At 71.1% G+C, this 23,675-nt stretch carries 21 protein-coding genes; 3 read left to right on the top strand and 18 right to left on the bottom strand.

Going from position 1 to position 23,675, the window contains the following annotated elements:
- Positions 1–96: 96 nt before the first annotated feature.
- From OG707_RS38700 to OG707_RS38680, 5 genes are all read right to left on the bottom strand, one after another.
- A complete protein-coding gene (locus tag OG707_RS38700) occupies positions 97–1,215 on the bottom strand; it encodes a ricin-type beta-trefoil lectin domain protein (protein WP_329126561.1) in 1,119 nt (372 codons plus the stop codon).
- 80 nt (positions 1,216–1,295) lie between these two features.
- Positions 1,296–2,408: an acyl-CoA dehydrogenase family protein gene (locus OG707_RS38695; protein ID WP_329126560.1), complete on the bottom strand. Its 1,113-nt coding sequence runs from the start codon at positions 2,406–2,408 to the stop codon at positions 1,296–1,298.
- Entirely contained in the window at positions 2,405–3,592 is a 1,188-nt protein-coding gene (locus OG707_RS38690; protein ID WP_329126559.1) for an acyl-CoA dehydrogenase family protein, read from the bottom strand. Before OG707_RS38690 ends, OG707_RS38695 begins: the two co-directional genes overlap by 4 nt.
- Positions 3,589–4,557, bottom strand: coding sequence for an NADPH:quinone oxidoreductase family protein (locus OG707_RS38685; RefSeq protein ID WP_329126558.1), 969 nt, complete (start codon positions 4,555–4,557; stop codon positions 3,589–3,591). The genes OG707_RS38690 and OG707_RS38685 overlap by 4 nt, the downstream gene beginning before the upstream one ends.
- Positions 4,558–4,671: 114 nt before the next feature.
- The gene (locus tag OG707_RS38680) at positions 4,672–7,314 is read right to left on the bottom strand and encodes a beta-N-acetylglucosaminidase domain-containing protein (protein WP_329126557.1); all 2,643 of its coding nucleotides are present in this window, start codon (positions 7,312–7,314) and stop codon (positions 4,672–4,674) included.
- Between the two features lie 150 nt (positions 7,315–7,464).
- Between OG707_RS38680 and OG707_RS38675 the strand changes: the two genes are divergently transcribed.
- Positions 7,465–8,346, top strand: a complete 882-nt coding sequence (locus tag OG707_RS38675; protein WP_329126556.1) for an SDR family oxidoreductase — start codon at positions 7,465–7,467, stop codon at positions 8,344–8,346.
- A 5-nt stretch (positions 8,347–8,351) separates the two neighbouring features.
- Here OG707_RS38675 and OG707_RS38670 read toward each other — a convergent pair whose 3' ends face one another.
- From OG707_RS38670 to OG707_RS38655, 4 genes are read right to left on the bottom strand one after another with little or no spacing between them, the layout of a single operon-like run.
- Positions 8,352–9,005 (bottom strand): HAD family hydrolase, encoded by a 654-nt coding sequence (locus OG707_RS38670; RefSeq protein ID WP_329126555.1) that lies wholly within the window; start codon positions 9,003–9,005, stop codon positions 8,352–8,354.
- 2 nt (positions 9,006–9,007) lie between these two features.
- Entirely contained in the window at positions 9,008–9,841 is an 834-nt protein-coding gene (locus tag OG707_RS38665; RefSeq protein ID WP_329126554.1) for an enoyl-CoA hydratase/isomerase family protein, read from the bottom strand.
- Between the two features lie 8 nt (positions 9,842–9,849).
- Entirely contained in the window at positions 9,850–10,581 is a 732-nt protein-coding gene (locus OG707_RS38660; RefSeq protein ID WP_329126553.1) for a PIG-L deacetylase family protein, read from the bottom strand.
- Positions 10,582–10,604: 23 nt separating this feature from the next.
- The gene (locus tag OG707_RS38655) at positions 10,605–11,927 is read right to left on the bottom strand and encodes an alpha/beta fold hydrolase (protein ID WP_329126552.1); all 1,323 of its coding nucleotides are present in this window, start codon (positions 11,925–11,927) and stop codon (positions 10,605–10,607) included.
- Between the two features lie 52 nt (positions 11,928–11,979).
- On the opposite strand from OG707_RS38655, the gene OG707_RS38650 reads away from it, so the two are divergent.
- Together OG707_RS38650 and OG707_RS38645 are read left to right on the top strand one after the other, a co-directional pair.
- A complete protein-coding gene (locus OG707_RS38650; RefSeq protein WP_329126551.1) occupies positions 11,980–13,137 on the top strand; it encodes a betaine/proline/choline family ABC transporter ATP-binding protein in 1,158 nt (385 codons plus the stop codon).
- A gap of 85 nt (positions 13,138–13,222) precedes the next feature.
- Positions 13,223–13,618 carry a YciI family protein gene (locus tag OG707_RS38645; protein WP_329126550.1) on the top strand — a complete coding sequence of 132 codons (396 nt, stop codon included), beginning with the start codon at positions 13,223–13,225 and terminating at the stop codon, positions 13,616–13,618.
- A 6-nt stretch (positions 13,619–13,624) separates the two neighbouring features.
- On the opposite strand, the gene OG707_RS38640 is transcribed toward OG707_RS38645, so the two are convergent.
- The 9 genes from OG707_RS38640 to OG707_RS38600 form a co-directional block, all read right to left on the bottom strand.
- On the bottom strand, positions 13,625–14,566 hold the full coding sequence (locus OG707_RS38640) for an ABC transporter substrate-binding protein (RefSeq protein WP_329126549.1): 942 nt from the start codon (positions 14,564–14,566) through the stop codon (positions 13,625–13,627).
- Entirely contained in the window at positions 14,563–15,237 is a 675-nt protein-coding gene (locus tag OG707_RS38635) for an ABC transporter permease (protein ID WP_329126548.1), read from the bottom strand. Before OG707_RS38635 ends, OG707_RS38640 begins: the two co-directional genes overlap by 4 nt.
- Complete coding sequence (locus OG707_RS38630) at positions 15,234–15,914, bottom strand: ABC transporter permease (RefSeq protein ID WP_329126547.1); 681 nt, start codon at positions 15,912–15,914, stop codon at positions 15,234–15,236. The genes OG707_RS38635 and OG707_RS38630 overlap by 4 nt, the downstream gene beginning before the upstream one ends.
- 79 nt (positions 15,915–15,993) lie before the next feature.
- Positions 15,994–16,779: a polysaccharide lyase family 7 protein gene (locus tag OG707_RS38625; protein ID WP_329126546.1), complete on the bottom strand. Its 786-nt coding sequence runs from the start codon at positions 16,777–16,779 to the stop codon at positions 15,994–15,996.
- Positions 16,780–16,876: 97 nt separating this feature from the next.
- Positions 16,877–17,824 carry a tellurite resistance/C4-dicarboxylate transporter family protein gene (locus OG707_RS38620; RefSeq protein ID WP_329126545.1) on the bottom strand — a complete coding sequence of 316 codons (948 nt, stop codon included), beginning with the start codon at positions 17,822–17,824 and terminating at the stop codon, positions 16,877–16,879.
- A 3-nt stretch (positions 17,825–17,827) separates the two neighbouring features.
- On the bottom strand, positions 17,828–18,475 hold the full coding sequence (locus OG707_RS38615) for a class F sortase (RefSeq protein WP_329126544.1): 648 nt from the start codon (positions 18,473–18,475) through the stop codon (positions 17,828–17,830).
- Positions 18,476–18,570: 95 nt separating this feature from the next.
- Positions 18,571–18,963 (bottom strand): hypothetical protein, encoded by a 393-nt coding sequence (locus tag OG707_RS38610; protein WP_329126543.1) that lies wholly within the window; start codon positions 18,961–18,963, stop codon positions 18,571–18,573.
- A gap of 179 nt (positions 18,964–19,142) precedes the next feature.
- A complete protein-coding gene (locus OG707_RS38605; RefSeq protein WP_329126542.1) occupies positions 19,143–20,558 on the bottom strand; it encodes an FAD-binding oxidoreductase in 1,416 nt (471 codons plus the stop codon).
- A 105-nt stretch (positions 20,559–20,663) separates the two neighbouring features.
- Positions 20,664–23,273 (bottom strand): ATP-binding protein, encoded by a 2,610-nt coding sequence (locus OG707_RS38600; protein WP_329126541.1) that lies wholly within the window; start codon positions 23,271–23,273, stop codon positions 20,664–20,666.
- Between the last annotated feature and the right edge of the window lie 402 nt (positions 23,274–23,675).

Raw genomic sequence — 23,675 nt, 5'->3', positions numbered from 1 at the left:
CGGACGCCATCGAGTATCCGGGCCGGGTCTGCTCGCAGGCAGGTCCCTGCCAAGAGTTGGCCGGTACGTCGCCCGCCCGCCGTATGCCGTTTCCGGTCAGGACGGGGTGACCCAGCGCTGGTTGGCATTGCCCGTACAGGTGTAGATGCCCAGCGCGGTGCCGTCCGCGCTGCCGCCGCCGGTCACGTCGAGGCACTTGCCGGTGGCCGGGTTGACCAGGGCCTCGCCGCTGATCTGCCACTGCTGGGCCGCCGCGCCCGTGCAGGTGGAGAGCTGCACGGTCGAGCCGCTGACGGTCGCGCACTTGAACTCGGCGCGCAGGGTTCCGTCCGAAGCGCGCACCCAGTTCTGGTTGTTGCCGCCGTTGCAGGTCCACAGCACGAGCTGGGTTCCGTCGGTGGTGGCGGGCGCGTCCGCGCACTTGGCGGCGATGCCGGTGACCGAGCCCGAGGAGGAGTTGCCGATGCCGTCCTCCTGGATGCTGCCGCCGCTCTGCGTCGTGACCTTCGCGCCGTTGGGGCAGCTGCTGCTCACGGAGGTGGAGCTGACGGAGGCGGTCGCCGTGCCGCCGCCCGTCTTCGTGCCGGTCGGCAGGTCGAAGACCGCTTTGGAGTACGGTTCGTCGGCGCAGGTCGCCGCGTTGTTGTTCCAGTCGAAGTACTCGACCCAGTTGACCATCCCGCCCGTGTTGACCTTCGCGCCGGAGCCCACGTTCAGGGAGCCGAGGACGAAGGACGTCCCTGCGGTGACGTCGGTGATGGTGGCCTTGTACCAGCCGGCCGTGGTGTCGGGCGCGATGCGGTAGCGGTACTGATGGCCCGCGGTGAACCGCTGGTTGAGGCGGCAGGTGTATCCGCTGCCGGTCTCGTCGAAGGTCTGGCAGTACGTACCGCTGCTGCCCGCGGTGCCACCGGTGGAGTCCCAGAGCGAGAACAGGAACATCCCGCCCCCGTCGCGCCACCGCTGCATGCCGATGTAGCCGCCGACACCGTTGGAGAAGCCGAACTGGTGCGACCAGAAGACGTTGGCCCGGCCGGGGTCGGACTGGACGGTCACGCCGAAGGTGACGTCGTCCAGGGTCGAAGTCCCCGACGGGAAGGAGTAGTTGGTGTAGGTGCCGGGGGTCTGGCCGGTGGCCGCAGCCGGTCCGGCCAGCCCGAGACAGGCCGCCAACGCAACGATCACCACAAGGGCGACCGCTCTCGCTCTGCGCATGTCGATCTCCTCTGCTCGACGGGCCCATGGACATGAACCCGTCAAACAGAGTGGGGTGGCCCGGCCACCGGCGACATGGACTATCCGCGCGGGCTCTTGGACTGAGCGGGAGCCGGCAGACCGACCAGTTCCGCCACCGTGTCGCGGTGGCCTCCGGCCGAACCCAGCGCGATCTCGTCGGACTTGGCGCGCTTGAGGTACAGATGCGCGGGGTGCTCCCAGGTCATGCCGATCCCGCCGTGCAGCTGAACGCACTCCTCGGCCGCGTGGACGGCGACCTTGCCGCAGTACGCCTGCGCCACGGCTACCGCCAGGGCGGTCTCGGGGCTTCTCGTCGCGAGGGCGTCGGCGGCGTTGCGGGCGGCGGCCCGGGCCGAGACGACCTCCAGCCAGAGCTGCGCCATACGGTGCTTCAGCGCCTGGAATCCGCCGACCGGGCGGTTGAACTGGTGCCGCTCGCGCGTGTGCCGGACGGTCTCCTCCAGACACCATTCGGCGAGGCCGAGCTGCTCGGAGGCGAGCAGTCCGGCTCCGGCGAGGAGCCCTCGGCGCACCGCGGCCTCCGAGGCCGGCGCGCCCGCGAGGAGTGTGCCCGTGGCGCCGTCGAGGGTGACGGCGGAGAGGGGGCGGGTCAGATCGAGAGCGGTGAGCGCTTCGACGGTGACACCGGGGGCCGACGTCTCGACCGCGTACAGACCCTCGGCGGTCGGTACGAGCAGGACCTGGGCGGCCGCGGCGTCGGCGACGCCGGTGACCCGCCCGGTGAGCCCGGTCAGCGGGACCGGCGCGCCGGGGGCCGCGGACAGCGGTACCGCGAGGACGGCGACCGTACGGCCGGCGGCGAGGTCCCCGACGAGTTCGGCCGCGTCGCCGCTCGCCCCGGCCAGCGCGAGAAGCGTCTCCGTGGCGACGACCGAACTGGTGAGATACGGAACGGGGGCGACGCTGCGCCCGAGCTCCTCCAGCACCACGGCCGCCTCCCGGTGGGTGGCGCCCTGGCCGCCGAGCTCCTCCGGTACGAGCAGTCCGGCCAGGCCCATCTCGGTGGCGAGGGACTTCCAGAGCTGCGGGTCGTACGGCGTGTCGGACTCGACGCGCGCAAGGAGGCCCGGCGTGTCGCCGCGGTCGGCGAGCAGGGACCGTACCGCCGAGCGGAGGTCGTCCTCGGTCTCGGAGTAGAGCAGATCTGTCATCGAGCCAGGTCCTTCCAGGCGACGTCCTTGTCGTTGCGCGGCTCGGTGGGGAGTCCGAGGACACGCTCGGCAACGATGTTCAGCAGCACCTCGCTGGTACCGCCTTCGATCGAATTGCCCTTGGAGCGCAGATAGCGGTAGCCCGCGTCGCGGCCGGTGAAGTCGACGAGCTCGGGCCGGCGCATGGTCCAGTCGCTGTACAACAGCCCTTCCTCGCCGAGCAGTTCGACCTCCAGACCGCTGATCTGCTGGTTGAGGCGGGCGAAGGCGAGCTTCATACCGGCGCCCTCGGGGCCGGGCTGCCCCGCGACGAGCTGCTGGCGCAGCCGCTCGCCGGTGAGCCGTGCGACCTCGGCCTCGACCCAGAGCGTCAGGAGGCGCTGGTGCAGGTCGTGGGTGCGCAGTTCGGGACGTTCGCGCCAGGTCTGCGACACGGGCCCGATCATCCCGCCCTCGCGCGGGATACGGGCACCGCCGATGGCGACGCGCTCGTTGTTGAGGGTGGTCTGCGCGACCTTCCAGCCGTCGCCGACCGCGCCGAGGCGATGGGCGTCGGGGATGCGTACGTCCGTGAGGAAGACCTCGTTGAACTCCGCCTCGCCGGTGATCTGGCGCAGCGGCCTGACCTCGACGCCCGGGTCGGTCATGTCGCAGATGAAGTACGTGATGCCGCGGTGCTTGGGCACGTCCGGATCCGTACGGGCGATGAGGATCGCCCAGCGGGCCAGGTGGGCGCTGGATGTCCAGACCTTCTGACCGTTGATGACCCAGTCGTCGCCGTCCCTGACGGCGCGGGTGGCGAGGGCCGCGAGGTCGGAGCCCGCGCCCGGCTCGCTGAAGAGCTGGCACCAGACTTCTTCGCCGACCCAGAGGGGGCGCAGGAAGCGCTGCTTCTGCTCGTCGGTGCCGTAGCCGAGGACGGTCGGGGCGGCCATGCCCAGGCCGATGCCGATCTTGCGCGGGTCGTTGTCGGGGGCTCCCGCGGCCGCGAGTTCGGCGTCGACGACGGACTGCAAGGAGCGCGGTGCGTCGAGTCCGCCGAGGCCGACCGGGTAGTGGACCCAGGCGAGTCCGGCGTCGAAGCGGGCCTTGAGGAAGTCCGCGGGCGCGGTGCTGGCGACCGGGTGCGCGGTCATCAACTCCTGGGTGCGGCGGCGCAGTTCGGCGGCGTCCGTGAGCGTCATCGGGTCTCTCCTTCCGGGATGACGACCACACGTCCGGTGGTCGTGCCGTCGGCGACACGCTGGACGGCGTCGGCCGCGTCCTTCATCGGTACGCGCTCGCTGACGAGCGGCTTGATCGCGCCCTCTGCGGCGAGCCGGGTGAGCTCCTCGTGGCAGGCGAGGATCGACGCCGGGTCCTTCTGGTTGTAGAGGCCCCAGTGGAGTCCGACGATCGAGTAGTTCTTGACGAGGGCGTGGTTGAGGGCGGGCGTCGGGATGCTCCCGCTCGCGAAGCCCACGATGATCACGCGTCCCTCGAAGGCGATGCACTTCACGGACTTCGCGTACGCGTCGCCGCCGACCGGGTCGTAGACGACGTCGGCGCCGCGCCCGCCGGTGGCTTCCTTCACCGCGGCGACGATGTCCTCGGTGTGCCGGTCGATGACCAGGTCGCAGCCCAGTTCGCGGGCCACGCGCGCCTTGTCCGCTCCTCCGACCACTCCGATGACGGTGGCACCGGCCGCCTTGCCGAGCTGCACGGCGGCGCTGCCGACTCCGCCGGCGGCCGCATGGACGAGGAGGGTCTCGCCCGCCTGGAGGTGGGCCCTGCGGTGCAGTCCGAACCAGCCCGTCTGGTAGCCGATGTGCAGTGCGGCCGCCTCGGCGTCGTCCAGTGCGTCGGGTGCGGGCAGCACGGTGTTCGCGTCCACGGTGACGTACTCGGCGAATCCGCCGTGCGGGAGGGCGGGGTTGGCGATGACGCGCCGCCCGTCCTCGGTCTCGCCGCAGATCTCGACGCCGGGGGTGAAGGGCAGCGGGGGCCGGACCTGGTACTGGCCGCGGCAGAGCAGCGCGTCGGGGAAGTTGATGTTCGCGGCGCGGACCTTCAGCAGGAGCTGCCCTTCACCGGGCACGGGCCGGTCGATTTCTTCGAGGCTCATCACCTCGCCCGGCTCGCCGTTCCGGTGCACTCGCCATGCCTGCATTCGGGGCCTCCACAAACCGTCGGCTGTTCACGCTGAGTGCATACTAAGCGGTCGCTTGCCACGCTGTGAAGGGCTGGAGGCCGCCGGGCACAGACCCGGCGGCCCCGTACCGGATCAGCCGACGATCACCTCGGCGATCTGCGGGGATCCACCCGAGGACCAGGCAAGACGCACCGCGTCGGCGCTCACCGCACCCACCCTGATCCGGGTGTACGAGCCGGTCAGTGCTCCCACGGTCCGCCAGCCGCCGTCGGCCGCACGCAGCTGGACCGCGGCCTTCGCGCTCTCCCCCTCGGGCCGCAGCACGGTCACCGTCCCCACGGACTGCGCCCGGCCGAGTGCCAGGTCGAGGCTCTCCCCCGCCTCGGGCGCGCGGGCCGCGCGGTAGACCGTAGCGAGGTCGCCGTCCGCCGCCGCGTGGAGCGACGAGCCGGCCGCCGCGGGCGGTCCGCCGGTCACGGCCGCCCGTGCGGTGACGACGCCGAACTCCCTCACCACCACCCAGTTGTCCTGCGCCGCGGTCGCCCGCGCCCGTACGAACCTCGCGGTGGTCCCGGCCGGCGGCGTCGCGGTGACGGTCGCCTGCCCCGAGAAGGCTGCCAGCTGCTGCCAGGTGGTGCCGTCGGCCGAGTACTCCAGTACCCCTGCGTGGAGGTAGTCGTCCACGCTGCCCGGCTTCCCCATGGCGAGCGTGATGTCGCCGATCGGCTGCTCCTTGCGCAGGTCCAGGGTCACTGTGTCGCCGGGAGCCGGGGTTCCGTTGCTCCAGAAGTACGTGGAGTCGTCGCCGTCGGCCATCCGGGCGGGCGTGTTCGTCTGGTACGTACCGAGACTGGTCAGCGCCTTCGGCGGGCCGGTGACCCCGAGGAGCCGGTCGTGCTCTGCGGTCGCGTCGTCGATGAACGTGTCGAGCACTCCGTCGCCGACGAGCACCGGGATCTTGCGCCCGTCCAGCCCGGTGTAGGTGAAGGACTGCGCCGTCGCGACCAGGGCGGGGAGCTCCTGACGGAGCTTCCAGGCCTCCGCCCCGTGACCGTCGCGCGCGGCGTCGAGCATCCGCAGCGCGGTACGGGCCGCCGCACCCCAGGCCGCGGTGGCATCCAGCCACGGTCCTGCGTCGTCGGCGAAGGCACGGTCGGGCAGCCGCTCGCGGAGCACCGCGGGCGCCGACTGCAGGGCGGCCAGGGTCCGGTCGAGGCGGCGGCTGTCGCCGGAGCTCCAGAAGGACGCCAACTCGCCGGCCAGTTCCGGGGCTTGCTGCCGGTTGAGGTCGGAGCTGTAGCTGAGGTCGGCGAAGCTCCGCAGCGCTGCCGCGGTGCGCGGGTCACCGCCCGCGTACTCCTTGACGGCCGCACCCCAGGAGGCGCGTGGGTCGTACGCGCTGTCGTTCCACGCGTAGTCGGCGACGGTGAAGAGGGCGAGCTTGGAGGCGTACGGCTGGATCATCGGGTTGGCGGTGATGCCCGCGAGCTCGCCGGGGAGGCCCTTCTCGCGGCCGTTGAACGGGCCGAGCAGCAGCCGGTTGGTGATGTAGTCGTTGACCGGGTAGTTGTCCCAGGTCAGGATCGGGTGTCCGAAGACGGTGCGGGCGGCCTTCGCCTGGGCGACCGTCATGGTCGGCGCGATGACGCCCACTCCCGTCCATTCGACGAGAACGTCCGGGTCGAGCTGGTCGGCCAGGGCCTTCTTGTACGGGGACGGGCTCACGTTGTAGTACTCCGTCGGGACCATCTGGAGCGGCTGGGCGCCGGGGTGGGTGGCGATGAACTCACGGTTCACCCGGTTCAGGAGGTACGACTGCGCGGCGCCGGCCGCGCCGCCTCCCGTGCCCCAACGGTCCTTGTCCGCCTGGCAGTTCCAGTTGGTGTAGCTGATGTCGTCGAGCGGAACGGCGAAGGTGCGCACCCCGATGTTCCAGAGCGTCTGGAACTTGTCGACGAGCGCCTTGATGTCGGCGTCGGCGCTGTAGCAGACGGAGAGGCCGGGCGAGAGCGCGTAGGTGAAGTCGACGTGGTCGGCGGCCGAGCGGTCGACGAGTTCCTTCAACTGGGCCAGCTGGTCTGCGGGGTAGGCCTCGCGCCAGCGGGCGCGCAGATAGGGGTCGTCCTTGGGCGAGTAGACGTAGATGTTCATCTTGTGCTCGCCGTAGAAGTCGAGCTGGTCGAGGCGGGCGGCGTGCGACCACGGTGTTCCGTAGAAGCCCTCGATGACTCCGCGCAGCGGGGTGGCGGGCCAGTCGCGCACTTCGAGACCAGCGACGGTCGCACCGGGGTGCGTGCGGTGCGGGAGGACCTGGCGCAGGGACTGTGCGGCGTAGTACGTGCCCGTGGTGTCCTTCCCCGCGAGGACGATCCTGCCGGAGCCGATGGCCAACACGTAGCCATCGGCGGGGAGTTGGGAGGGGCCTTCGACGTGGAGCGGTGCCAGGGGCGCCGCCGATCCGACGTACACGGTGAGGCCGCCGCGGCCCGGCGCCGTGCCGCGTACGATCCGGTGCGCACCGGCGGCGCGCAGAGCATCTTCCGTGACCCGTACGGCCTGGTCGTCCGAGGTGTCCCCGGTCACCAGGGTCACCGTGGAGGCGACGGTCGCGCGGTCGCCGCGCGGGTGCACGGACTGGGGTGTGGGCGTGATGGCCAGGGTGGCCGCGGGATCCGGATGCTGTGCTTCGTGGGCGGCTGCGGGGAGTGCGGGAGCGGCGAGGAGCAGGCTCAGGGCCGCGGCGAGAGCGGCGAGACGGGGCAGGCGAGGCGTCACATGTCCTCCATGGGCCACGGGGGTCTCACAAGGAAGTCGCGCATCACAACCCCCGCAATTCATCAGGGTCCTGACGGCATGTCAATGTGGCGTGCACGGATCTCTTCGTGCACCTGGAGGTTTCTGCCCGTACGGGGTATCGATTCGGCCATGACGGAGAACACGTATCCCGGACTGGCCTCCCCTCCCCCGCCGGGCGCGAGCGCGCTGCCTCCAGGGACGTACGAGGGCCGCCTCGTCCTGGTCACCGGCGGAGGTTCGGGGCTCGGGAAGGCGGTCGCCGCGGAGTTCGCGCGGCTCGGCGCGGATCTGCTGATCGTGGGCCGTACGGAGGACCGGCTCAAGGCGGCGCAGAGGGAACTGGGTGCACTGGGCGGGCGGGTGACGTTCGCGGCGTGCGACATCCGGGACCCCGACCGGATCGCCGAGGTCTTCGACGCCGCTCCCGCACTGCCCGACGTGCTGGTCAACAACGCGGCCGCCAACTTCCCCGTCCCGGCGGAGGACATGTCGCCGAACGCATGGCGGGCGGTCGTGGACATCACGCTGACGGGGACCTGGTTCATGACCCGGGAGTTCGGGCGGCGGCATCTCGGTGCGGGGACACCCGGCTCGGTGATCAACGTCGGGGCGTCGTACGCGTGGACGGGCGGTCCGGGGTTCGCCCACTCCGCTGCCGCGAAGGCCGGGGTGAAGAACCTCGTGGAGACCCTGGCCGTCGAGTGGGCTCCGTACGGTATCCAGGTCAACGGTCTGGTGCCGGGCCTCTTCCCGCACGAGGACATGCCGGAGGCGATCCGGGGGAATCTGGAGGGCACGGACGACGACAAGGCGGGGCGCCAGCCCGCGTTGCGGGTGGGGCAGCCGAGGGAGCTGGGGTGGGCGGCGACCTTCCTGGCCTCTCCGTACGCCCGCTTCATATCCGGGCACACGATGGTCGTGGACGGGGCGAACTGGCAGCGGCGCACCGTGGTGAACCCGCAGGTGGTGCCGGTGCGGGAGCAGCTGGGGCACGGCCCGTACGGGAGTTGAGACGGTCAGCCGGCGGTGGCGAGCAGCCCGCTCAGCGCGGGGAGCACGTCGCGCAGGTCGTCGCCGTCCACCGTCACGGTCGCCGCTTCCCGTGCCCCCGCCGAGGCGTTGAACGCCACGCTCACACCGACGGACGCGAACAGGGGCAGGTCGGAGCGGCTGTCTCCGACGGCCCCGCACGAGCGGGGGTCAACTCCCAGCTCGCGGGCGGTCGTCAGGGCGAAGTCCCGTTTGCCGTACTCGTCGAAATGGCGGGCGACGCGGCCCGTGAACCGACCCTCGACGATCTCCAACCGGGGTCCGCTGAACGTCTGGAAGCCGAAGCGCTCCGTCAGCCAACTCCCGACCGGAGACCAGGCGAGCGTGGCCAGCACGGGCACCAGCCCGTTCCGTCGGCACCAGTCCACACTCTCCGCGATCCCCGAGACCAGAGGCAGCCCGTCGAGCCGGCCGGAGACTTCTTCCTCGGTCGCGCCCGCCCAGCCCTTGGCATCCAGCTCGGAGACCTGCCGATTGTCCAGGTCGCCGGAGGCGTAGGCGTCCTCGGCCCGGGCCAACTCGTCCTGGTGGCCAAGGAATCCGGCCAGAAAGACCGACGAACTCGTACCGGGCACGAGGGTGCCGTCGACATCGAAGAACACGACGCCCGTGTGGTCCATCCCTAGCGGCCCTCGAAGTCCGGGCTACGGCGGGACGCCTTCGCGGAGTAACCCTCCCGCGCGTCCTCCGAGGTGAGGGTGAGCGCCGCGGACAGGGCCGTACGGTCCAGGGCCTCGGCCATCCCGGAGTCCGCGTACGCGTCGATGCTGCGCTTGACGGCCCGGACGGCGAGCGGTGCGTTGGCCGCGATCTCGGCGGCGATCTCCTGCGCAGCCTTTTCCAACTTCTCGCGTGAAGTGACCAGTTGGAGAAGTCCGAGGCGCTCGGCGGTGCCGGCGTCGATACGGCGTCCGGTGAGCGCGAGCAGCTTCGCCCACCCCGCCCCCGCCTCCCGTGCGATCCGCATGTCGCCGCCCGCGTCCACCGCCACGCCGATCTGCGCCTCCGGCAGGGCGAAGACGGCGTCGTCCGCAGCGATGCGGATGTCCGCCATCAACGCGAGTTCGAAGCCGAACCCCAGGCAGTAGCCCTGCACCGCCGCGACGACCGGCTGCGGCAGCCGGGCGAAGGCCGCGAAGCGCTCATGGACCCAGCGGATGCCCTCGTAGTAGTTCTGGGTCCGCTCGGCCGGGGAGCGCCCCGTGATCGCACCGCCGGGTGCGGTGACGTCGATGCCCGCGCAGAAGGCACGGCCCTCGGCGCGCAGCAGCACCACCCTGATCGATTCGTCGAAGCGGATCCGGTCGGCCATCAGCCCGAGCTGGCGGCTGGATTCCCAGCTCCAGCCGTTGAGCTTCTCCGGACGGCAGAGCGTCAGGATGCCGATGCCGTCCTCGACGCGGAGGGACAGCCGTTCCTCGCCCTCGGGTATCTCCCTGCTCAGCGTGTCGATCACGGGGCGCCTCAGCGCCCGAAGAGTTCGAAGGTGACGGCGGGCCGGCCCCCGAAGCGCTCGGCGGCGGCCTCCGCGTTCCCGGTGAGGAACGTACGGCAGTACGTCTCGGGGTCCTCGTCCGTCAACGCCTCGATGTAGGTGCGGTGTTCGAGGAGGGAGAGCACAGAGCGCTCCAGTCCCGGGGTCGCGTCGACCGCATGCGTGGGAGACACGGATCCCGCGACCGCGACCCAGCGCACCCCGTCCCAGGGCTGGAGTCCCTGCTCGGTCAGCTCGGGGAAGATCCACCGGTTTCCGGCGTCGCCCGCGGCATCGAGGACGGCCCTGCCGACGGCTTGGTGATCCGGGGTGTTCCACACGATCCCACCCCACGTATCACGGTGGTTGAGGGTGATGACGAGCTCGGGCCGGTGCCTTCGGATGGCCCCCGCGATATCGCGGCGCAGCCCGGTTCCGTACTCGATCACCCCGTCCTTGTGGTCGAGGAACTCGACGGCGCTCACTCCGACGACGGCCGCGCTGGCCCGCTGCTCCTGTTCGCGCAGCGGGCCGCACTTGGCGGGCTCAATGGTGTCGATACCGGCCTCGCCCCGGGTCGCGAGCACATAGGTAACCTCGCGCCCCTCGTCGGTCCAGCCGGCGATCGCCGCCGCGCAGCCGTATTCGAGGTCGTCGGGGTGGGCGACAACGGCGAGGGCGCGCTGCCAGTCCGTGGGCATCGGTTCCAGCTGATCCGTCATGGCCGCAGGATAGGCCGTACGGGTCAGATTTCGTCCCGTACGAGCGCGAGAAGCCGGTCCAGCACGCGCGGACCCCCCGCCCGCAGCCCGTCGTGCTCGAACTCGTCGGTGACCCAGGTGCGAAGCCCGCCGATGGCCCGCGCGGTGCGCAGGGAGTGGTCGGCGTCGACGTACATGTCGTCGTGGTAGACGGCCGCCGCGACGGGGACCTCGTTGGCGGCCAGGCGCTCGGTGTCGTAGAGCGGCGGCCAGTCCGTACGGGCGGCCAGCAACTCCGCGGTCTCGCGCAGCGGGCGCAGCGCCGGGTCGACCTCGAAGTGCCAGGGGTGGATGGACTCGCCGGTGAGGGGCAGCGGGCCCTCGGTCCCGGCGTCGAAGGCGGGGAATTCGGCGCGTACCCGCTCGGCGGACCAGGCGGTGGGCCGGGTGTCCTGGCCGTAGATGGACTCGTGGACCAGGGCGTAGAGCGGGTGTCCGGCGAAGGACAGGGCCGCGTGCATCTGCTCCTGGAAGGCGTCGGAGAGCTGGCGGCCCTGCGGGGTGGGAACGAAGGCGTCCTCGAGGAGGTGGTGCAGCTGGTGGCTGCCGTCGCTGCCGCCGAGCATGATGCCCAGCGATTGGAAGGCCTCGACGGTGAGGACGTAGCCGCTGGGCAGGGTGACCGGGTTCTGCTGCAGATGGGCAGCGATCTCGCGGGCCCGCGCGATGTCCTGCGGGTAGCGCTTGTAGTGCGCGGCGACCTTGCGGGCGATGCGCGGGTACGCGGCCCGGTAGACGTCGTCGGCGTGGCCGTCCAGGGTCGGCAGCCCGCCGGTGATGACGGCGGCGGTCAGGCCCTCGGGGGCGGCGGACAGATAGCGGACGGCGCAGAATCCGCCGAAGCTCTGCCCGAGCACGGTCCAGGTCTCGCCGCCGGTGAGCTGCGGCCGGATCAACTCGCAGTCCCGGACGATGGAGTCCGCGCGGAAGTGCGCGAGGTAGTCGGCCTGCTCCGCCGGTCCGCCGCGCAGCGGCAGGGTCTGCCGGTTGGCGGGGGTGGAGGCGCCGGTGCCGCGCTGGTCGAGGAGCAGGACGCGGAACTCCTGGAGGGCGCGGCCGAGCCAGGCCTGCTGCTTGCTCGTGAACCGGTTGGCGCCGAAGCCGGGGCCGCCCTGGAGATAGAGCAGCCAGGGCAGCTGCGCCCCGGCCTTGTGCGAGGCGACGGCCTCACGGGCGTACAGCTCGATCTGCTCGCCACCCGGGTCCGCGTGGTCCAGGGGGACCTGGAATCGGTGGTCGGTGAGGACGACGCCCGGCTGGCGGTAGCTGGTCACAAGGTGCTCCTGGTCGTACGGACAACACCTCATGATCCACCATCGTGGAAGAGCGTGCCGCAGCCCGTCCGGCTAGCGTGGATCCATGATCAGGTTCGAGCAGGTCGCCAAGGTCTATCCGGACGGCACGACGGCCGTGGACGATCTCTCCTTCGAGGTCGCCGAGGGCGAACTGGTCACGCTCGTCGGCCCTTCGGGCTGCGGCAAGACGACCACGATGATGATGGTGAACCGGCTGATCGAGCCGACCGCGGGCCGGATCCTGGTCGACGGCGAGGACATCTCGGGCGTCGACCCGGTCAAGCTGCGCCGCCGGATCGGGTACGTCATCCAGCAGGTGGGACTCTTCTCGCACCGCACCATCCTGGACAACACCGCGACCGTGCCCGCCCTGGTCGGCTGGAAGAAGGCCAAGGCCAGGGCGCGGGCGGCGGAGCTGCTCGATCTGGTGGGCCTCGATCCGAAGACGTACGGCTCCCGCTATCCGGCCCAGCTCTCCGGCGGGCAGCGCCAGCGGGTGGGGGTGGCCAGGGCGCTGGCCGCGGATCCGCCCGTACTCCTGATGGACGAACCGTTCGGAGCGGTCGACCCGGTCGTCCGCGAGCGGCTGCAGAACGAGTTCCTCAAGCTCCAGGCGACCGTGCGCAAAACGGTGCTGCTCGTCACCCACGACATCGAGGAAGCGGTGCGGATGGGTGACCGGATCGCGGTGTACGGGCAGGGGCGCATCGAGCAGTTCGACACTCCGGCCTCGGTCCTGGGCACGCCGTCGACGCCGTATGTCGCGCAGTTCGTGGGGGCCGACCGCGGGCTGAAGCGGCTGTCGGTCACCGAGATCGAGGAGGACGACCTGGAGCAGCCGCCGGTCGCCTATCTCGACGTACCGGCGCAGACGGCGGCCCGGGAGCTGAGCGTGCTGGGTGCCCGCTGGGCGGTGGTGCTCTCCCGCCACGGCGAGCTGCACGGCTGGGTCTCCGCCGAGTCGCTGCAGGGGGCTTCGGGCACGGTCGGCGAGCTGGCCCGGCGGATGGAGGCCTGGGTGCCGGTCGGGGCGCCGCTGAAGCAGGCGTTCAGCGAGATGCTGCAGTACGACGCCGGGTGGGTGGCGGTCCTCGACGGCCCCCGCTTCCTCGGCGTACTGACCCCGGCGAAGCTGCATGAGGCGCTGCGCCGCTCGGTGGACGCGGACGCGCAGGGCGTCGCGCGGGACGAGGTGGAGTTCGATTCGGTCTCCGACGCATGAATTTTCCCGACCGCCGATGAGTTCCGGATCCCGGCACGGTCTGCACTCGTGCAGCAGTCTGTGACGCGTGACGAGGAGCAGCCAAATGCGGTACATGGTGCAGACGTTCGTGACCGGCGACAGCTGGGAGACGGAGCTGTCCGGCTTCTCCCGGGGCGACATCGAGACGATGATCGAGTACTGCCACGAGCTCAACGACGAGCTGGTCGGGGCCGGCGAACTGGTGGAGACGCGGGGCCTCGGCGGGCCGGGCACGATCACCACCGTCCAGTCCCAGCCCTCCGGCGAGCCGGTGGTCTTCGACGGCCCGAGCGCACCGGGCGACAAGAGCCTGATCGCCTACTGGGTCGTCGACGTGGCGACCCATGAGCGTGCGGTCGAGATCGCTTCGAGGATTTCCGCGACACCGGGACCCGGCGGCAAACCGTCGAACCAGGTCGTGGAGCTCCATCTGGTGCCTTCGGGGCCGCCCGAGGCGTGACCGCAGCTACTGCGGAATCAGCTTCTTGGACTGCAGATAGGCGCGGGCGACGTCCTGGGGCAGCCGCCGCCAGCTGTCGACCTGCTCGTTCATGGAAGCCAGATCCGCGGTGGTCAGTACGGTGTTGAGCTTGTCCAGCGCCCCCGTCACCTTGCTGCTGCCGGCCTGGGACCGGTTGACGACGGGCACGATGTAGTCGGCGTTCTGCAGATGCTTGTCGTCCTCGAGGAGGACCAGACCGAAGTTGTCGAGCGTCGCGTCGGTGGAAGTGGTGAGCACCATCTGGTCCGTGCCGTTCTGCACGGCCTGCTTCGACGGGGTGGTGCCGACGCCCTTGGGGTCGACCGCGGTGATGTTGATCCCGTAGGTCTTCTTCAACCCTGGTTCACAGTAGGGGCGTTGGACGCACTCGTCGCCCGCGGCCAGCCGCACCGGCAGCTTGGAGTCGCCCAGGTCGCTGAGCGTCTTGAGCTTGTGCTCGGTGGCGTACGAGGAGGTGACCGCGAAGGCGTTCTGGTCGACGGCCTTCCCCGGGTCGAGGACCGTGAGGCCCCTCGGGGTGGCGAGGGAGCGGAGGGCGGTCATGGTCTGGTCGAGGTCGGGAGAGCCCACGGGGGGCGCGTCGGGGCCGTTGGCCTTGGCGTTGAGCCAGTCCGCGAAGGTCGCCGCGTACTCCGGAACGACGTCGATCTGCCCGCTCTCCAGGGCCGGTTCGTAGAGCTCGCGGTTGGTGACGGACAGGATCTGGGTGCTGTATCCGGCCTGGTCGAGCAGGAGCGCGTACATCTGGGCGAGGAGGTCGCTCTCGGTGAATCCCGCCGAGCCGACCGTCAAATGCTTGCTGTCGCCGGGCGGCGCGGTGACGTCGCCCTGGTTCTCCAGGGTGGGCCCGGTGGTGCAGGCGGCGGTGAGGAACAGCAGCGCGGGCAGGACGTGACGGAGTCTCATCCCATCCTGCCTCTCGCCCATTCGGGTGCCAGTCGCTGCGCGATCTCGAAGAGGCCTTCCACCAGCAGCGCGAAGGCGGCGACGAGAACGGCGCCCGCGACGACCTGCGGGGTGGAGGCGAGGTTGAAGCCCGCGGTGATGATCCGGCCGAGTCCTCCGCCGCCGGCGAGCGCGGCGAGGGTCGCCGTGGCGACCAGCTGCACCGCGGCGATACGTACGCCGGTGAGGACCAAGGGGAGCGCAAGGGGCAGTTCCACGTGAAACATCAGTTGTCGCCCGGTCATGCCCATACCGCGCGCCGCGCGCACCACGTCACGGTCCACCTCGCGCATCCCCACATAGGCGTTGGTGAGCAGCGGGGGCACGGCGAAGACGACGAGCGCGATGATCGTGGGCCACTGGCCGTGGGTGCCGAGCGGGGTGAGAAGCAGCAGCACCAGCACGGCGAAGGTGGGGACCGCCCGGCCGACGTTGGAGATGTTGACGGCGAGCGCACCGCCCTTGCCCAGATGCCCGAGAACGAGCGCGATGGGCAGGGCGATCAGACAGCTGAGCAGCAGACAGACGACGGTGAGGAACAGGTGCTCGCCGAGGCGGTGCCAGATGCCGTCGTCGCCCGACCAGTGGGCGGAGCTGGTCAGCCAGGACCAGGCGGAGGAGAGGGTGTTCATGACTGCACCGCCCGGGTCCACGGGGTGAGCAGCCGCTGTACGCCGAGGAGGACGAGGTCGGCGGCGATGGCGATGACGACGCAGAGAACGGAGGCGGTGAGGACCTGCGCTTTGAAGTAGGTGTTCATCCCGGTGTAGATGAGGTTGCCGAGGCCTCCGTAGCCGACGATCGCACCGACCGTGACGAGTGAGACGGCGGAGACGGTGGCGATGCGCAGCCCGGCCATGGCGGCGGGCAGCGAGAGGGGCAGTTCGACGGCGAAGAGGAGGCGGATCGGCCCGTAGCCCATGCCCCGCGCGGCCTGACGGGTCTCCTCGGGCACGGCGCGCAGTCCGGCGAGGATGTTCCGTACCAGCAGGGTCAGCGAGTAGAGGACCAGGCCCGCGATGACGAGCGAGGCGGAGAGTCCGTACACCGGCAGCAGCAGCGAGAACATCGCCAGCGAGGGGATCGTGTACAGGACGGTGGTGAGCCCGAGGACTGGTCCGGAGGCCCAGCGCCAGCGGCGGGCGGCGACCGCGAGGGGCACGGCGAGCAGCAGGCCGATGAGGACCGAGACGAGCGTCAGGTGAAGGTGCTGGAGGACGGCGTCCCAGAGGATCTCCCGGCGCGTGGTGAGGTATTCGCCGCAGATCCAGTCATTGCGCGCGAGGCAGTCGTCAGGGGGCGCGGTCACCCGTCCATTGCAGCCCGAGGGGAGGGGTGACCGCGCGTCCTGGTGGACCGTACGGGGGTGTCGGCGCCCCCGTACGCGCTCAGCTGTGGGAGACGGTCAGCCCGTAGAAGCCGACGCGGGCGCCCTTGGTGGTGCTGCTGGAGGACGACTGGTTGTACGAGCCGGCCTTGAAGTACTGCTTGTAGCTGTTGAAGGACGACGGGATCGCGTAGTGCGTGGTGGACCCGTTGACGGTGAGGTCGATGGTGTGGCCGCCCGAGACGGCGATGGTGTAGCTCCAGGTCTTGCCGACCGCGACGTGGCCGACCGTGTGGGTCGTCTGGCCGCCGGAGGGCGAGTTCTCCGTGCCGACGACGATGTCGCCGCTCGACCGGTAGTACAGCTCCACGAGGGGCTTGGTGGAAGTGCCGCCCGTACCGAGGTGGATCTGACCCACGCAGACGTTCGACGTCACCGACACCACGCGCAGGGTCGCCTTCAGTTGGTGGCTTCCGCTGAGCGACCAGTTGGCGGCGCTGCCGTCGCGGTTCATCTCGCGCAGTTCGGAGCGCGCGTAGTTGGAGTTCGGCGTGGTGACGCCCTTCTCGGGAGCCCAGAACGTCATCGCGCCGTCGCGGGTGTCCGTGTAGAAGTACGAGTCCTGGAACCCGTTCGCCCCCTGCAGCCGGGACGACGAGATGGTGGTCGGCGAGCCGGGTGAGCCCACCGGCTCCTGGAGCTGCCAGACCGACAGGTCGAAGTTTCCGCCGGGAGCGACGGACGGATCCGCGAGGACCGCGGCCGAGGTCGCCGGTGCGGCGACGGTGAGACCGCCGGCTACGGCGGTGGTGACGGCCAGGGAGGTGAGGAGCGTACGCAGGCGCATGGGGGGTGCCTTCCCGTCGACTCGATGGAGTTCATCATCGTGAACGTCGTGTTCTGATATGAACAGCAAGTGACAGTAGGGCTGTGGCGTGTGCGCGTCAACGCCTCTGGCGGACCGCGGTCCGGGCCGCCCCCGCGCAGGCCGCCAGCCATGCCGCGACAGCGACCCACAGCAGGACCCGTCCCGGGCCCTCCAGCCAGGGGACGTTCGCGGCGCCCGCGACCGACAACGTGGCCACCGATGTCATCCCCATCGGGAACACCGTCGCCCAGCGCCGGACGTCGTAGTGCGGACGCGGCCAGCGCACCTCGCCCCAGAGGAGTACGCAGTACCAGGCCAGGTCGAGGGCGAGCACCACGAGCGTCGCGCCGCGGAGCACGTCGTGAACGGCCGTGCCGAGCTGCAGGACCGCGAGCAGCTTGGCGCCCGCCAGGGCCGAGATCGCCAGCGCGCCTCCCGCGACCCACTGGTCGCCCGCGCCCGTACGCAGGTTGCCGAGATCGAAGCGTATGAACGCGTCCACATACAGGAACAGGCCCAGACAGAAGAAGACCGCCCCCAGGCGGGCGAGCCACTGCACGGACTCGGCGGACGCCAGCGTCGCGGCGAGCACGACCAGCCCCTGCGTGGCGACGCACACGAGGAACACTCCCCCGGGCATACGGCGTCCCCACTGGCGCGTCACCGCGAGCATCAGCACCGGCCACACCACGGCGGAGAGCACGAGCAGCGCCACCGCCGGCGCCTGCCACCCCAGCAGGGACAGCCGGGTGCCGAGCACGGTGGTGGCGGCGACCGCGGTGAGGGCCGCCGGGGTGCCCGCCTCGGCCGTCCACCGGGCGCGATCGCCCACGAGCCGGACCGCGAAGTCCGCCGCGAGCAGCAGCCACAGCACTCCGGCCAGCACGAGCGCCGTGCGCGACAGCGTCTCGTGACCGGTCAGGTGCAGTCCGACGGAGATGATGCCGGTGGCCATCACGACGGCACCCTCCGCGGGCGGCACCCTGCGCCACCACGCGCCGAAGACGGCCTGCGCGCCGGCCACGCGTCAGCTCACTCCGGTGAGGTGGGCGTAGACCACGACGTTCCCCGAATAGCCGTTCTTCTTGGTGTAGTTGCCGCCGCAGGTGATCAGCCGCAGTTCCGCACGCGTGGCGTTCCGGTACACCTTCTCGCTGGGAAAATCGTCCTTCTCGTACTCCTCGACCGCGTCGACGGTGAAGACGGCGGTACGCCCGTCGGCGCGCGTGACGTCCACCGTGTTGTCCTTGTGGAGCGAGCTGAGGCCGTAGAAGGCGGCGGGGCCTTCGGCCGTGTCGAGGTGTGCGGCGATGACGGCCGTTCCCGTGCTGCCGGGGGTGATGCCGTTCTCGTCCCAGCCGGCCAGGTTCGCGTCGTCGTCGGGCGGCGCCTGCAGTGTGTTGTTCGCGTCCCGATCGAGCCCGGTCAGCGGGGCGTCCACGTCGATGGCCTTGATCTTGACGCGTGACGGCTCGGAGGGCGGCAGTGACCCTACGGCCGGAGCGGCGCCCTGGCCGCCGGTGGTGCCGAACGCGTCCGCGGCAGAGGGCCTGGGCGCGTCCCCCGTGTGCGCGCCGCCGTCGGCGATCATGCGCCCGCCGGCGAGCAGCGCCAGGACGACGAGTACGACCCTCGGCCAGAGGCGGACATCGGCGGCGCTCCGGGAGTTCGTCATGGCGATACGGGTTCCTCGGTGGGGTGGGAGACGGCCGCCTCCCCGTGCACCGGCCTCCCGAAGGGGCCGGTGCACGGGGAGGCGATGGCGATCGGTCAGCGCTCGCCGGCCGCGCGGCGGCGGATGATCATCACGCCGCCCGCGGCACCCGCGGCGAGCAGTGCCGCGCCGCCCGCGAGCTCGCCCGGGCCGGTGCCGCCCTGCGTGCCGCCCAGACCCGCCTTGACCGAACCCGTCACCGCCGAGTCCGTGGAGTCACAGAATCGCTGAGCCGTCGACGCGGTCATGTTGGCCTCGTCCTCGGCGTTCTTCTTGTCCTCCTCCGAGGTGGTCGGGTCCTTGCTGATCGTGTCGAAATTGCGCTGAGCAATCTCAGCGTCGTCCAGTGCCTTCTGGCAGCTCGCCGACACCGCGTGGGCATTGGGCGCCGCCATCGCCAGGACGGCACCGGCCAGGGCGAGACCCGAGAGAGCACGTATCGAACGCATGAGACCAACCTCCATGGAGTGCGCGGCCTCGTTGCTCTGGTGCCCCGAGTGACTGCTGTACCGGAACCGCGCCTCTACCAGGAGGTGTGCGGTGTTCCGCCGTTCCCCTATCAGGAACACGCCCGGATTCCCCCGTCCGGCCCACGGAACACCGCTCGCCCGGCCGATCCTTCCCTCCGTCAGGGCCGCGCCTCGAAGGGGGGCTTCGGGGCGGGCTGGATGTTCTGGTTGAGGCGGAACAGGTTCTCCGGGTCGTACTCGGCCTTGATACGGGCCAGCCGCGTGTAGTTGTCGCGGTAGCTGGCCCGCACCCGCTCCTGCCCCTCGTCCATCATCATGTTCACGTAGGCGCCGCCCGCCGAGTACGGGTGCAGTGCGTCGAAGTAGTCGACCGTCCAGCGCTTGATGAGGTCGGCGTTGCCCGGGTCCCCGTCCACTCCCGCGTAGACGGAGGCCCAGCCCGAGTCGCGGTAGCTCCACGGAGTGTCGGCCGGTGCGTGGTCGTGGACGGCGCCGTCGATCGGGTACAGGTGCATCGTCGACTGCGGGGTGGGCAGTTCGGCCCCGAACTTGGCGTGCAGGGCGAGGGCCTCGTCGGGGATCTCGTTGACGAAGTCCGCGCGCCAGTACCACTGGTCGCCGGCCGGGTAGAGCCCGTCGAAGGCCGACTGGAGCGCGGGGTGCGGCATCGGTCCCGGGCCGTGCAGCATCGGTTCGGGCAGCGCCGAGAGCAGCGGGGCCATGGCGCGGGCCGCCGCGTCCGTGTCGTCGCCCGCGTAGCACCAGACGACGCCGCACGCTTTGCGGAGCTGGAGCTCCTCGGGGTACGGAGGGGCCGGCGGGACGCTGCCGTAGAGGAAGAACCCGTTCAGTTCGCGCGGTGCCGAGGGGAGGAAGTCCCGGTAGGCGGCGAGGACTTCGGCTCCCAGCTCGACGGGCCAGAAGGTGGGTCCCGCGACGACCGTGCTCAGCTCGTGCAGCCTGAAGAGGAAGGAGATGACGACGCCGAAGTTGCCTCCGCCGCCGCGGATCGCCCAGTACAGGTCGGCGTGTTCGTCGGCGCTCGCCCGTACGCGCTCGCCACTGGCCAGCACGACGTCGGCCTCCAGCAGGTTGTCGACGGTCAGTCCGAACTTACGGGTCAGATGGCCGATGCCACCGCCCAGGGTGATGCCGCCGACCCCCGTCGTGGAGACGATGCCGCTCGGAGTGGCCAGTCCGTGCTCGTTCGTCGCCCGGTCCACCTCGCCCCATACGCAGCCGCCGCCGACGCGCACGGTCCGGGCGGCCGGATCGACGTGCACCTCCTTGAGCGGAGACAGGTCGGCGACCACTCCCCCGTCACAGGTCCCGAGACCTGCCCCGTGGTGGCCGCCGCCGCGTACCGCGAGCAGCAGGCCGCGGTCGCGTGCGAAGCCGACGACGCGGGCCACGTCATCGGCGTCGGTGCAGGTCGCGATGAGCCCGGGCCGCCTGTCGATCATCGCGTTGTAGACGGCTCGGGCCTTCTCGTAGCCGGAGTCCTCCGGTCCGGTCAGTTCTCCCTTGAATCCTGCGAGCTCCTGGCGCGCCGCTTGTGCAGGCGTCATGGCCATGTGAATCCCCCGTGTGTCCGGTGTTCGGTTCGGATTCGTCTGTTCTAGTCCGGACCGCGGACGCCGGTATCCGTGCCGGACACCTAGCTCGCGCCCGCCGGGTACCTACTTCTCGCGTCCCGGCAGCAGCCCCAAATCAGCCGCACGGAGCGTGGCCTGGCGTCGGGTGCGGGCGCCGAGTTTCTCGAGTACGGCCGAGACGTGGTTGTCGACGGTACGGACCGACACCACCAGGCGGTGCGCGATCTCGGGATTGGTCAGGCCCTCCGCGAGCAGGCGCATCACCTGCAGCTGGCGCTCGGTGAGCCCGGCGGGGTTCTCCCGCGTCGCCGCCACCGGGCCGCGCGGGATCCGGCGCACGCCGAGTGCGCGCAGCTCGGCCCTGACCCGGCGGGCCAGCGGCTCGGCGCCGAGTGCGTCGAGCTCGGCGAGGGCCGCCAGTTTGTCCTCGGGGGCCGGGCTTTCGGCGAGCGCCGAGGCGTGCTCGTAAGGGCAGCCCGCCGCTTCCCAGGCGTCGGCCGCCGCCTGCCACCGGCCCGCGGCCTGGAGCGCGTACGGATGTCCGGAGCCGTCAGGCGCGACGGGGTGCCCGGCCTTGCCGAGCCAGTATCCGAGCTCCGACTGGTGCGCCGTGTAGGTGAGTTGGCGCGCCTGGTCGTGGACGGGGCCCGCGGCGGCCACCGCTCCCTCGTGGTCGCCGCGGAGCCAGGCAGCCTCGGCGCGGGCCGCTGCCACGGGTCCGGTGCGCTGGAGTTCACGGGTGCCCACCGCCATCTCCCAGGCCTGGGCGAGGAGTTCGTCGCCGCCGGGCGTACCGCGCCGGATCCGCACCCGCCCCAGTACGGTCAGGGCGGGGCAGCGGCCCGGTACCGGATCGTGGACGCCGAGTTCCGCGTACCGCTCCGCCTCGCCCCACTCCCCCGAGGCGAACCGCCGCAGCGCCGTCTCGACCTGCAGATAACTGAGAAATCCGAGGTGCTCGGCCCGGTCCGCCAGTTCCAGTGCCGGACCCAGGAAACGGTCGGCCTCGTCGTACTGGAGGTTCTCCAGGAGCGTCCAGATGATGTTGGCGTACGCCCGGCAGGCATGCTCGACCTCGCCTGCGGCCAGCGCCACCCGCAGACTCTCCTCCAACTGGGGCCGCCCGCGCGGGTCTCCGCTGCGCCAGAGTGCGGCGCCGACGTTGTTGAGGGCGTGCGAGAGGATCGCCGCGTCGCCCTCCTTGCGGGCCAGGACGATGGCGCGTTCGCCGAACTCGACGGCCTCGTCGGTGCGGTCGGCGAGCATGTGGAGCTGGGAGGTGTTGCTCAGCGCCAGGGCGAGCAGCCGCCCGTCGTCCGTCTGCTCCAGCACGGCGATGGCCTCGCGCGCGGACTCCTGCGCCGCGTCGGCGTCCCCCGCCCACCAGTGGATCCTGGAGAGCCAGCGCAGATCGGCGCCGAGCGCCCGGGTGTCGCCGAGGGACCGGCGCAGGGCCACGGCTTCGCACTGCGCGCCGACGGCGGCCGCCGAGTCGGCGATGGTGTAGCTCTCCACCGCGTACTGCTCAAGAAGCGTCGCCAGAGCTGCCGGACCGTAGCGCTGCCGTTGGCGCAGTACGAGCCTGAGCTGCGCGGCGGCTTCGCGGTGGGCACCGGCCCGGGAGGCATCGCGGGCGGCGTCGGGGCCGTAGTGCGCGATCGCGTCCTGGTCACCGGCCTGCGCCGCGTGGTGGACGATCCGGGACGGGTCGGCGCCCGGCTGTGCGATCAGCGCGTCGAGCACGTCGCGGTTGAGCGCGATGCGCCGCGCGGCGGGCAGCGAGTCGGCGACGGCACGGCGGATGATCTCGTGCCGGAAGCCGGCCCGCTCCGGGGTGACGGTGAGCAGTCCGCGCTGCTCGGCCTGGGCGAGTACGGCGTCCCCGTCCGTCAGCAGCGCGTCCACCAGGCCCCGCTCCACTGCGGAGGGCACAACGGCGAGTTGTTCGAGGGCGTCGCGGGTACGGGTGTCGAGGCCGCGGAGGCGGGCCAGCACGGCGTCGACCACGGTCGGGGGAACCGACCCCGTACCACCGGCGGCCAGGACCGCGGCCACGAAAAAGGGGTTGCCGGACGTCGCCTCGTACACCTCGACCGCATCGGCAGGTCCGGCCGCGCTCAAGGTGCGTACGGCTTCCCGCGACAGCCGGGAGAGGGGCAGCCGGTGCACACGGTCCACACGGGAGACCTGGCCCAGGAGATGGCGCAGGGGGTGTTCGCGCCCCAACTCGTCGTCCCGGTACGTCAGTACGAGCACAGCGGGCAGTCGGCCCACCCTGCGCACCAGGAAACGCAGTGCGTCCAGTGACGCCTCGTCCGCCCAGTGCACGTCCTCGACGACGAGTACCACCGGATGCGGAGCCGCCGTCAGCTCCGCCCGCAGGGCGTCGTAGACCCGTTGCCGGTCCCCGCCCCCTTTGAGCGCCTGCGCGAGTTCGGTCCCGACACCGCCCACGCCGCCGACAAGGTCGCGGAAAGGGCCCAGCGGGCGCCGCATCACCAGATCGTCGCATTCGCCCACGAGCAGCCGCGCCTGCGCGGGAAGCACCCCGGGCGCCGCTCTGACCAGGCTCGATTTCCCGATTCCGGCCTCACCGGAGACAAGCACGACCGACCCGGCACCGCCGGCCGCTTCCCGTGCGGCGGCGCCCAGTTGGGCCAGCTCGTGGTCGCGTTCGAGGATCTCCCCGTACACAGGGCAATTCTGGCACTGGGCGCCGCGATACGTCCCCCGGATCCTGTACCGGCCCGCGATGCGCTCGCGGCCGGTCTCGGCCTCTCGATCGCTCTCACCGCCGTAGGCCCCGCCCGGGCGCATGTCGTGCCGGGCATCGACACCGAGTCCGACTCCTGGGGCCCCTCGAGTCCCAGATCGCCAAGGCCTCCCCGGCGAAGGCCGACGCCTGGGTCGCCCGGGTCAACGGGATGAAGAAGGTGAGCGGCACACCGCTTCTGGAGTCCCGCTTCCCGGCGACCAGGAAGACGCCCCGTCTCCATGTCTCCGGCAACAAGGTCACGGCCCTCAGCACAGCGCCGCCGCGGTGGCCAGGCTGAGCGGGGCGGCCAGCTGAGACGTGCTCAGCCTCAATCGGCGCCG

The sequence above is a fragment of the Streptomyces sp. NBC_01465 genome (genome assembly GCF_036227325.1).
Taxonomy (GTDB): Bacteria; Actinomycetota; Actinomycetes; order Streptomycetales; family Streptomycetaceae; genus Streptomyces.
This window is presented reverse-complemented; position numbering and strand designations above follow the sequence as displayed.

Coding starts and splice junctions, on each gene's coding strand:
- OG707_RS38700 (WP_329126561.1), bottom strand. CDS start 1,215: ATGCGCAGAGCGAGAGCGGTCGCCCTTGTGGTGATCGTTGCGTTGGCG.
- OG707_RS38695 (WP_329126560.1), bottom strand. CDS start 2,408: ATGACAGATCTGCTCTACTCCGAGACCGAGGACGACCTCCGCTCGGCG.
- OG707_RS38690 (WP_329126559.1), bottom strand. CDS start 3,592: ATGACGCTCACGGACGCCGCCGAACTGCGCCGCCGCACCCAGGAGTTG.
- OG707_RS38685 (WP_329126558.1), bottom strand. CDS start 4,557: ATGCAGGCATGGCGAGTGCACCGGAACGGCGAGCCGGGCGAGGTGATG.
- OG707_RS38675 (WP_329126556.1), top strand. CDS start 7,465: ATGACGGAGAACACGTATCCCGGACTGGCCTCCCCTCCCCCGCCGGGC.
- OG707_RS38670 (WP_329126555.1), bottom strand. CDS start 9,005: ATGGACCACACGGGCGTCGTGTTCTTCGATGTCGACGGCACCCTCGTG.
- OG707_RS38660 (WP_329126553.1), bottom strand. CDS start 10,581: ATGACGGATCAGCTGGAACCGATGCCCACGGACTGGCAGCGCGCCCTC.
- OG707_RS38655 (WP_329126552.1), bottom strand. CDS start 11,927: ATGAGGTGTTGTCCGTACGACCAGGAGCACCTTGTGACCAGCTACCGC.
- OG707_RS38650 (WP_329126551.1), top strand. CDS start 11,980: ATGATCAGGTTCGAGCAGGTCGCCAAGGTCTATCCGGACGGCACGACG.
- OG707_RS38645 (WP_329126550.1), top strand. CDS start 13,223: ATGCGGTACATGGTGCAGACGTTCGTGACCGGCGACAGCTGGGAGACG.
- OG707_RS38640 (WP_329126549.1), bottom strand. CDS start 14,566: ATGAGACTCCGTCACGTCCTGCCCGCGCTGCTGTTCCTCACCGCCGCC.
- OG707_RS38635 (WP_329126548.1), bottom strand. CDS start 15,237: ATGAACACCCTCTCCTCCGCCTGGTCCTGGCTGACCAGCTCCGCCCAC.
- OG707_RS38625 (WP_329126546.1), bottom strand. CDS start 16,779: ATGCGCCTGCGTACGCTCCTCACCTCCCTGGCCGTCACCACCGCCGTA.
- OG707_RS38615 (WP_329126544.1), bottom strand. CDS start 18,475: ATGACGAACTCCCGGAGCGCCGCCGATGTCCGCCTCTGGCCGAGGGTC.
- OG707_RS38610 (WP_329126543.1), bottom strand. CDS start 18,963: ATGCGTTCGATACGTGCTCTCTCGGGTCTCGCCCTGGCCGGTGCCGTC.
- OG707_RS38605 (WP_329126542.1), bottom strand. CDS start 20,558: ATGGCCATGACGCCTGCACAAGCGGCGCGCCAGGAGCTCGCAGGATTC.